Annotated in this window: 6 protein-coding genes; all 6 read left to right on the plus strand. The window is 32.7% G+C overall.

Annotation, left to right across the window (positions count from 1 at the left end):
• The 6 genes from N4A45_00565 (at position 1) to N4A45_00590 (ending at position 6,038) form a co-directional block, all read left to right on the plus strand.
• On the plus strand, positions 1–462 hold the full coding sequence (locus tag N4A45_00565) for a type VI secretion system transmembrane protein TssO (GenBank protein ID MCT4663706.1): 462 nt from the start codon (positions 1–3) through the stop codon (positions 460–462).
• Between the two features lie 98 nt (positions 463–560).
• Positions 561–1,499 carry a PKD domain-containing protein gene (locus N4A45_00570; GenBank protein MCT4663707.1) on the plus strand — a complete coding sequence of 313 codons (939 nt, stop codon included), beginning with the start codon at positions 561–563 and terminating at the stop codon, positions 1,497–1,499.
• A complete protein-coding gene (locus tag N4A45_00575) occupies positions 1,496–3,898 on the plus strand; it encodes a hypothetical protein (protein MCT4663708.1) in 2,403 nt (800 codons plus the stop codon). Before N4A45_00570 ends, N4A45_00575 begins: the two co-directional genes overlap by 4 nt.
• Entirely contained in the window at positions 3,898–4,809 is a 912-nt protein-coding gene (locus N4A45_00580; GenBank protein MCT4663709.1) for a DUF5457 domain-containing protein, read from the plus strand. Before N4A45_00575 ends, N4A45_00580 begins: the two co-directional genes overlap by 1 nt.
• Positions 4,810–4,953: 144 nt before the next feature.
• Complete coding sequence (locus tag N4A45_00585; GenBank protein MCT4663710.1) at positions 4,954–5,568, plus strand: hypothetical protein; 615 nt, start codon at positions 4,954–4,956, stop codon at positions 5,566–5,568.
• A complete protein-coding gene (locus tag N4A45_00590) occupies positions 5,565–6,038 on the plus strand; it encodes a peroxiredoxin family protein (GenBank protein MCT4663711.1) in 474 nt (157 codons plus the stop codon). The genes N4A45_00585 and N4A45_00590 overlap by 4 nt, the downstream gene beginning before the upstream one ends.
• Positions 6,039–6,414: the final 376 nt, after the last annotated feature.

The following is a 6,414-nucleotide window of genomic DNA, read 5'->3' on the forward strand; positions in this document are numbered from 1 at the left end:
ATGGATATTATTCAATCAGCAAATGAAAAATTTTGGAAGAAAATAAAGTTTTTTCTTCTGTTTGTATTAAGTGTTTTGGGCATCTATATTTTGCTTACCAAATTTATTCTCAAAATACCTGTAAGCAACAATACCGAAATCTTAAAATCTATTGAAGAATTTGAAAAAGTGAGAAAAACCCAAGAAAACCTTATGCTCAGTGTAGAAGAAATGCGACAAAAGATTTCGGCATTTGAGTATGATATTCATCAAGTACAAACACAAGATGAATTAAAGCGAGGAATGCTTAATATAGAATCTGTGTATAAAGAGAATAATTTGAATTCAAAATATGTTTTTGCCAAACAAGGAGCTACATTGCTTAGAGTGTTCTACGAAACCAGAAGGGAACACAGTGCAGTATTGAAGAATAAAGAATTGATTGAGAGTAATTTAAAAGATTGTCAGGCAAATATTGATTAATACCGATTGCTTACTAAAATTACTCACTTATATCACTGTATTCATAACTGAGTTTTAGCAATGTATCGGTATTATACAGATGAGAAAATTAGTATAATATGAGAACGAGTAGCATATTTTTAACCGCCTTTTTGGCATTGTTGGTCCTAATAGCTTTAGTAGTAGCTTTTTGGATGCCGTTTAATAATCAAATAAAAGATTTAGATTTTAGCATACATGATACCAATGGTAATTTCCAATTTGAAATTAATGAACAATTAAATTTTGAGATTAGTGATTCTACTAATATTAAAAATAGAAAAATCCGTTGGGAATTTGGAAATGGGGATTCAATTATTAATCAGTTTAATCCACATTATATCTATCAAAAACCAGGGAAATACTTAATTACCCTTACGGTTGATAATCAGTTTAGTGTTCCAAAATTTGTGGATATTATTGAAAAAAATATCAACACATTAAGAGATTCTATTCCTGTTATATATGGAGTAGATAAAGGATATGTAAATGAAGAATTGGTTTTTTATTCAAATTCACCTGGAGTTCATACTTGGTATTGGGAATTTGGTGAAACAGGAGCTGTAGATGCTTATGAAAAACAAGTAATTTATAAATACAAAAAACCAGGAATTTATACCGTAAAACTTCAAACAAATACCACCCGATTCCCAGTGATGCATCGGATAGAGATTTTGCCCATGTTTCAACGATTAGAGATTTTGCCACCACCTGATTCTATAGGAATAGCAGAAGAAGATATCCGATCGAGGCTACAAGCTATAGCTAATGCTAAAGCGAGTAATCGTAGAGTTTTTTATAAAAATGTACGACATATTGAAAGAACCTATAAATGCAATGTGGAAGACGAAATGATCATTGTAATTAATGATGAAAAATACAATGATTTATATAGCTATTGTCAAGGGCTTCATCATTTAGCAAAGAAATCTGGTAGGGGAATTGAAATTAGTAAAGTGAATATAGATACCAATGTTTGTGTAAAAAGAATCGAGGTAACTCAAAGCCGTTTAAAATGAGAAATTTAATTATATATATCAGTTTTTTAATCGGTCAGTTTGCTTTGGGGCAAGTATCGAGATACCAAAAAGTTTGGTCAGAAGATTTAGATCGATTTAATTTTAGTGTCGAGCATCCAGGAATTCAAGGGCGTTTTCCCAGTAATGATTTAAAAATCGTTTTTTCCGACAGAAAAAATAATATTACCTATGCTGATCCTTTAGGTCTAGAACTTTCTGAAAAACAAGAGTTTTTAACCGCTTTTTATATCGTAGGGCAAGAAGATGATTTTTATGAACTTATTAAAGTAGATCCCGAAAATATTGGAAAACCAAAAGGACTTTTCTCTTTCTTTTATAAAGAAAGAAACCATTTAAAAGATTTTAAAAAAACAGAATATGTTGGGTGGATGCACAAGGACAATTTATTGCATTATCAAGCCGCTAAAATTAGTCCACACAATTATCAACCCATTGAGTACATTACGGGTGTGCATGATGTGCATACACTACTTGATTTGAGGTATTGGACAAAAAAAGATTCTATTCAGCTATATGCCGATCCTCAGTTAAACAATCCCTTCAAAAAGCTTCCTCTACATCAATTTGTACACCTTTTTAAAGTGAGTAGAGGTGAAAAAGCATTACTGATAGGGACAAGAGCCGAAATACCTACCAAAGAAGAGGAAAAAGAAAAAGCCGTTTTTGGCTGGATTCCCACGGAATTATTAAGAGAAATAGGGCAAAGAGAAGTTGCGGATATTCAGGTGGATTCCTTGATGCAGAAATATCATCATCATGAAGACAGTATGGTCTGGATTCAGAATGCGCTATTGAAAAACGATTTTATTTTTAGAAAGAAGCTGAAAGAAGTGACCGATAATGATCATTATGATTATGAAATTATCGATTCTTCTGGGTATAATTTGCATCATGAAGAAATACTTGCGAGGTATAAAGTTTGGGATCATTCCAAAAATAAGTTGATCAATATTCGAGGAGAAAGTTTTCCTATCGCTTTTATAGATCAGATAGAAAAAGAGCAAAAAAATATCAATTTTCATTTACTTTTTGATTGCTCCCAAGTAACAAAAAAAGAACTAAATAGATTGGTGGCTTCTATCCAAAAAATATGGGTAGAGCTTTCTAAATCAACCTATAGAAATTATCATTTTTCTTTCAGTAGCAGCTCATTTGGGTGTACCAAAGCGTATCAACTAAAAAGAACGCAATCTTTTTCGGAATGGATTGATTATTTACAAGAAATTTTCTCAGGAGATATACTTCCCAATGCACAGCTGGCAAGTGACGAAATTACCCCTGCCTTACGCTTTTCCGAAAAGAATATGAGTAATCAGTTTGAAACAAATATTGTACTAGTTGCTGGGAGAAAATCTCTTTTTAAAACAACAGAAGAGTCTAACGGAGGAGTTCCGCCAGCCTGTAAGAGTGTTCTAAAGAAAATGGCAAAGAAATCTGCCCGAATGCTTTTTTATCAAGTAGAATCTTCACCCAGCATGGGGCATCAAGATTTTATACTGCAAGCAAAAGAAATCTTGGATCTTTCGGCAAATTATTATAAAGATTTTTTGAGCGATTATTTAGTAGATCATGATATGCTTATTCAGGATAATAATTTTACAGACTTGAGTAATGATAATGATAATATTTATCTCTATGATTCGCCTAACCAAAGTTTGTATGATGGAGGATTGATTTTTCCTAAAATAGGTAAGCGTTTACAAGCACCTTCTTTTGAGCAAGCTCTGGATTCAATTTTTAATAAGAGTTTTGGTTTTAACCAAAAATTTATAGCCAGCCTAGAAAATACCGCCGATAAATTTGGTTTTCTAAGGAGTCATCCACGTCCCGTGGTTTATCAGTTATTGGAGGAGTCTGAATATGGTAAAAACAAGGTTCACAGAATTGCCAAAAGGAACAAAAAGGAAACCTTGTATCAAAGCACCAACATTTTTAATATAGACTCTTTACAAAAAGGATTTTTGATGAAAAAAGAAGAAATAGTTACTTATCTAGAACTGAGTCGCTCTGTGATTCCCATTGTGGATAAGCCACTTACCAAAAAAGACCGACGAAGATTGAAAAAGGTTTATAAAAGAAATGTGAAGAATTTGAATGATAAGTTTGGCGAAAAAATCTTAAATAACCGCAACTATATCAGTGATATGATATTTTATAAAACAGGGTTCTGTGTACAAGATGAAGAGCTCAATTATTTGAGAATAAAAGATGTGAGAAAGAAGCGGATTCTCAATCATCAAGAGTTTACCAAAGCCATGAAAAATGCCCGACAACGTATTGACGATTTTGAATTTGCTTGGCAAAGAAACCGCTTTCCCATTTTTATGGACGGAGGAGGAAATACTTTTTATTATGTGCCCATCAACTACTTTTTGTAATGCAAGAAAAAACCGAAAAACCTTTACATGAAATCGTTTTAGATATTTTGTATTTTCAAAACACTGAACGAGCTACCGAAATGAAACCCATAGATGTATTATGGAAAATTGATAATCCAGAAATTTCTGAAAGGCAAATTCGTGAAGTGCTAGATTGGTTAGTAAGGCAAAGGGATGTAGAAGTTTATGCGGGGAAATATTCATTGAATAGAGCGGCATTTTTAGAACTCAAACAACAGCATCAAAAGGTTGATAAAAAACACATTAAAAACAAGCCAAAAGCTCAAAAAACTGTTGAGAAAACCGAAAAACTTAAAAAAGTAGTGCAAAAAGCACCACCAAAACCAAAAGAAACAGCCAAAACATTTTTTCAAGAAAAACAGCAGGAGTCTGTGCCTAGCCAAAAAAGAGAACCAATAGAAACGACACCAATTCATACTATACAAAAACGGAAGTTTCCATTTGCATTGGTGTTTTCTGTCCTTTTGTTTGTGGGATTTATTGCGTTTTTTTTCCAATATTTTTTGGAAGATACCTCTGTGATACAAGCAGAAAATCAAAGACCCGAACAAGTGCTCTGGGAACATTTTGAACCCAAAAGTTTGTATTTAAGCAAGGGAGAAGAATTGGAAGATTTACGCAAGTCTATAGAAAATGGATTTTATAGACAGAATAAAAATAATCAACAAATAAAAAAGACATTTCAACAATTACAAAAGAGTATAGAAAAGCAAGAAGAAGCCTTCGAAAATTTATTAAAAAGTCAAAAAAAACAAACTCAAGAAAAGCACCAATTTACCCAAAAATACTTCAAGGATATTACAGTTTTGTTTTTTATTGGATTCCTACTTATGTTTTTTATTTCTCTTTACTTTTTCTTGGAAATCAGGAAGCTAAAGCGATTAGAGTAATTTGTTGAAAAAATAACAATTAAATCCGTAACAAAAGTTAAATGATTTATAATCAATTATTTGGATTCTCTTTTTGAAACGTATAATTTAACAGAGATTTTACACCAAAAAAGGTATAATAGGAATTTAAACAGCTTAATAAAAATGAATTTTCGAGCATATTTCGGATATATTGAAAAACTTGGAGGAAATGGCTGGCTAAGAGTAAGAATGAATGATGGATTTATCTGGCCGCTTCCAGAATTCTTAAAAATTCGTGTAACAAAGTCATCGAATAGAGAAGAATTTGAAATTTTAGAAGGACGGTTTAAAGGGAAAAAAGCTTCGGTACTACGGAAAGGAATCACCCTACAAGATTTCGATGGATCATTCTTTGAGGACTACCTTAAAAGTGGTTATCCGTATAAAAGATCTGCTGAGCTAATCTTTAATATTAAAGCTCAAAAACTTTGTATAGAAGGATTAGGATATTTTAATGCAACAACCCAAATATCCAATCCTCCTGCACTTGGGAAACATGATATAGAAATTCCATACGAACCACACCCTAAAGGTGAATATTATACCAATAGAGCAAAATATGCCAAAACATGGTTTAGATTAGGGCATTCTGGAGAACGATTCCTTCATTGTGGAAATATATCTGCTGGCTGTGTAACTGTTAAAGATATAGATTCTTGGGATAGAATATATCAATATCTGATTTTATCGAGAAAAGGAACTAGAAGTGTGGGAACTATAGAAGTGATTGAGCAATGAGAACACTGATAATCATTTTTATGTTTTCTTTTATAGGCACATGGAGCTGTAAGCAAGCCAAACCACCAGAAGAAAATTGTTCAAATTTTGAGGAAATTGAACAAATATCCAATCTTAAAATAGGAGATCAGCTCATTGATTTTGGAGCAGTAAGCAATCATAATAGAGATTTTCAATTATCTGAACTGGAGGCTAAGTTTTTTATTCTTTTTTTTAAGAATGAAACCCCCACTAAGGAACTTAATATTCTAATTAATGAGGAAGTTGTAAATCATGATTTAGGAAAGAAAACGATTGATAAACAAGGGACTTTACTTGTGCTAAACGAAGGTAAGCTCTTGGAAATATATGGAATTAGCCAAGCTAAAATGAAAAATGTCTTGATTATCGCCGATGAAAACAAACAAATAAGAAAAATGTTTAAAAATGCTTGCGAGCGGCGAATTCTTGATTTTTTGAATGAGCAGTAAGGTCGATAATAAATTATGAAGCTAAAAGTACACATAAAAGCCCCCTTAGAAGGGGGGAAGGGGGATGTTTCTCCCAGTTTGAGTATCGAATTACATTTTTACTCAGGTAGTATTAAGTGATTGTTTATTAGTAGGATGCGAGCTCTTTGTGTAACATCCCCCTTCCCCCCTTCAAAGGGGGAGACTTGAATATAGAAGATCAGAGTTATGAAGCTAGAAAACACACATAAAAGCCCCCTTAGAAGGGGGGAAGGGGGATGTTTCTCCCAGTTTGAGTATCGAAATACATTTTATTCATTTAGTATTAAGTGATTGTTTACTAGTAGGATGTGAGCTCTTTGTGTAACATCCTCCTTCCCCTTCAAAGGGGGAGAAT

It is taken from the genome of Flavobacteriales bacterium, assembly GCA_025210805.1.
GTDB lineage: Bacteria > Bacteroidota > Bacteroidia > Flavobacteriales > CAJXXR01 > JAOAQX01.

Coding starts and splice junctions, on each gene's coding strand:
- N4A45_00565 (MCT4663706.1), top strand. CDS start 1: ATGGATATTATTCAATCAGCAAATGAAAAATTTTGGAAGAAAATAAAG.
- N4A45_00570 (MCT4663707.1), top strand. CDS start 561: ATGAGAACGAGTAGCATATTTTTAACCGCCTTTTTGGCATTGTTGGTC.
- N4A45_00575 (MCT4663708.1), top strand. CDS start 1,496: ATGAGAAATTTAATTATATATATCAGTTTTTTAATCGGTCAGTTTGCT.
- N4A45_00580 (MCT4663709.1), top strand. CDS start 3,898: ATGCAAGAAAAAACCGAAAAACCTTTACATGAAATCGTTTTAGATATT.
- N4A45_00585 (MCT4663710.1), top strand. CDS start 4,954: ATGAATTTTCGAGCATATTTCGGATATATTGAAAAACTTGGAGGAAAT.
- N4A45_00590 (MCT4663711.1), top strand. CDS start 5,565: ATGAGAACACTGATAATCATTTTTATGTTTTCTTTTATAGGCACATGG.